Genomic DNA, 2,778 nt, shown 5'->3' on the forward strand with positions numbered 1-2,778 from the left:
CGGCGCGCCCGTCGTCCTCTCCACCGTGGGGGTGGGCGTTGGCGCTGCGCCGCCCCCGCCCCTGTCCTCGCTGCACGCCCCGAGCGCCGGAGCGAGGAAGAGGGCCAGCGCGGCGGCCAGCGCCGTGGCCCTCCCGCTTCCCCCGGGGCCGCGGCCCCGCCGTACGTTCCCCCGCCTGAGGTCGCTCCCGAGAACCATCTGGCTCACCACCGGGTGTCGGTCCGGGCGGTAGGCGCCCGGTTCTTTCAGGGTCAGCTCGCACAAGGCATAGTGCAACTCCATCGGCATATCTGAGAACCCGTCAGACACGACGTGTGGGAGCCCCGGATGCGGACACCCCTTCCACGGACCGCGCACCCCGTCCTCTGGGCCGGCTGGGCCGCGCTCGCCGGCGGCGCGGTGCTCTGTGCCGTCGGCTGGTACGGCGTCTCCGGCGAGCGCTTCGCCGAACGCCAGCTGCCGTACCTCGCCTCCTGCACCGTCCCCGGCGCTGCCCTGATCGTCGCGGGCGCGGTCCTCCTCGCCCACGCACGGGACGCCCTGGCCGCGCCCCGGGTCGAGGAGCTGTACGGCCTCCTGATCGCCGCCGAGCCCGCCGACGCCGACGCCTCCGGGCGGGCGGCGGCCACGCCCCTCGCCACCAGCGACGAGCTGCTCCGCGTGCCCGGCGGCACCCTCTGGCACCGGGCGGACTGCCCGCTGGCCGCCGGGAAGGCCGACGCGGTGCCCGTGGACGCGGGGGCGCTGTCCGGGAGCGGACTGCGCCCGTGCCCCGTCTGCGACCCGCCCGGACGCGACGACCCGGCCGGCCCACCGGAGGGCTGATGGCGTCTTTGACGTACGACCTCACCCTGGCCGGTCTGTCGGTCGGCGGCGCGGCCGCCCTGACCGGGATCGGCCTCGTCGTGACGTACCGGGCCACCGGGGTGCTCAACTTCGCGCACGGGGCGATCGCCATGCTCTGCGCGTATCTGCTCCGCCAGTTCACCGTCGAGTGGCACTGGCCCCTGTGGCCGTCCGCCGTGGTGACCCTGCTGGTGGTGGCCCCGGCGATCGGCCTCGCCCTGGAGCGTTTCGTGTTCCGCCCGCTCGCCGTGCTCGGCGGTGACCCGGCGCAGACCCTGGTGGCCTCCATCGGCGTGTTCGTGCTGCTCGTCGGCGGGGCCGCGCTGCTGTGGGGCCAGGGGGCGCGGGACGACACGCCGACGCTGGTGGCGGCCGACCCGTGGGGGCAACTGGGGGTGGCCGTGGCTGTCGCGGCGGTGGTGGGCGCGGTACTGCGCCCTTCCGGCGGGCGCCGGGCCCCGCGGCGCTGGACGCGTTTCGGGCGGGAGCTGAGAGCGGTCGTGGACGACCGGTCCCTCGCCGTCCTCGGCGGGATCGATGCGGACCGGGTCGCCGCCGCGGGCTGGGCGTTCGGCTCGTTCACGGCCGGTCTGACGGGCGTGCTGCTCGCCCCCTACGTACGCCTCGACCCGTACGGCATGCCGCTGCTGGTGATGGAGGTGGTGGCCGTCGCGGTCGCCGCCCGGATGCGGAGCCTGCCGGTGGCGGTGCTGGTGGCGCTGGGCATCGGCGTCGCGCAGAGCCAGCTGACCCGGTTCCACCCGTCGGGGCGGGCGGAGCCCCTGATCCAGGCCGTGGGCGCCAACCTCTTCGTCGTGGCACTGCTCGTCGCCGCCCTGGTCCTGCCCGGCGTCGGCACCCGCGACGCGCTGCCGCGCCCGGCGACCGCCCCGGCCCGAACACCTGCCGGGGCCTGGATCGTGGCGGTGCTCCTCTTCCTGATCCCCCTCGGCTTCGCGGGCCGCGACCTGCACACCTCCGTCCAGGTCCCGGCGCTGGGCGTGATCCTGCTGTCCCTGGTCGTGGTGACGGGCCGGGGCGGCCAGATCTCCCTGGGGCAGGCGGCGTACGCGGGCCTGGGCGCCCTGTTCACGGCGCTGCTGGCGGCGGGCCGCTTCCCGCTGCTGCCGTCCCTGCCCGAACCGGCCGCCCTCCTGATGGCCGTCCTGCTGGTCGCTCCGCTGGGCCTGCTGACCGGCTGGCCCGCCATCGGCCGCCACGGTCTGGCCCTGGCGCTGGCGACCTTCGCGGTCGGCGTCGGGGTGAGCCGCTTCGTCTTCGCCCAGCCGTACGCGACGTCCGGTCTGACCCTGGGCCGCCCGGCGGGCCTCGACGGAGACCGCGCGTACTACGTCGTGGAGCTGGGCCTCCTCGCGTGCGCGCTCCTCGCCACGCACGCGCTGCGCCGGGGCCGCACCGGCCGGGCCCTCGCCGCGATGCGGGACGACGAGGCCGGGGCCGCGGCGGCAGGCGTCCCGGTCCCCTCCCTCAAGCTGGCGGCCTTCGTCGCGGGCGCCGCCCTCGCCGCCCTCGGCGGCGGCATGCTCGCGATGGGCGTCCGCGCCTTCGACCCCGCCGCGTTCGACCCCGTCCGCGGTCTCCTGTGGTTCGCCGCGATCGTCGTCCTCGGCGCCGACAGCACGCTCGGCGCGCTCGCGGCCGCCGCCCTGCTCGTCGGTCTGGACGCGGGCACGCGGGGCGGAGTCGCCGCCGCGGTGATCGGCGTCCTGGCCGCCCTGATCGGCCGCTTCCCCGCCGGCCCCTACGAGGCGGCCCGCACGGCCCTGGCCCGCCTGCGCCCGGAGCGGAGCCTCACACCGACACCGCTGGGGGCCCGGGTACGGGCCGGACTGCGGGCCGCGCCAGGGAACGGGCGCCCTGCGTCCCACACCACCGCACCACCGGAAGCAGCCCGACCGACACCCCACACCA

General features: G+C 77.0%; 2 protein-coding genes and 1 pseudogene. 2 read left to right on the forward strand and 1 reads right to left on the reverse strand.

What is annotated here, in order from left to right:
• Positions 1-282 (reverse strand): annotated as a pseudogene (locus tag AOK15_RS46285) (hypothetical protein); the annotation flags it as partial.
• Positions 283-327: 45 nt separating this feature from the next.
• Between AOK15_RS46285 and AOK15_RS39525 the strand changes: the two are divergent.
• Both AOK15_RS39525 and AOK15_RS39530 read left to right on the forward strand, forming a co-directional pair.
• Entirely contained in the window at positions 328-825 is a 498-nt protein-coding gene (locus AOK15_RS39525) for a hypothetical protein (RefSeq protein WP_055523869.1), read from the forward strand.
• The coding region (locus AOK15_RS39530) for an ABC transporter permease subunit (RefSeq protein ID WP_055523872.1) at positions 825-2,778 on the forward strand (1,954 nt) is incomplete at its 3' end. The genes AOK15_RS39525 and AOK15_RS39530, both read left to right, overlap by 1 nt.

The sequence above is a fragment of the Streptomyces ossamyceticus genome (assembly GCF_001418475.1).
In the GTDB taxonomy this organism is placed as follows: domain Bacteria; phylum Actinomycetota; class Actinomycetes; order Streptomycetales; family Streptomycetaceae; genus Streptomyces; species Streptomyces ossamyceticus.

What these genes read in the sequence shown, in the direction of transcription:
- AOK15_RS39525 (WP_055523869.1), top strand. Translation starts at nt 328, where the DNA reads ATGCGGACACCCCTTCCACGGACCGCGCACCCCGTCCTCTGGGCCGGC.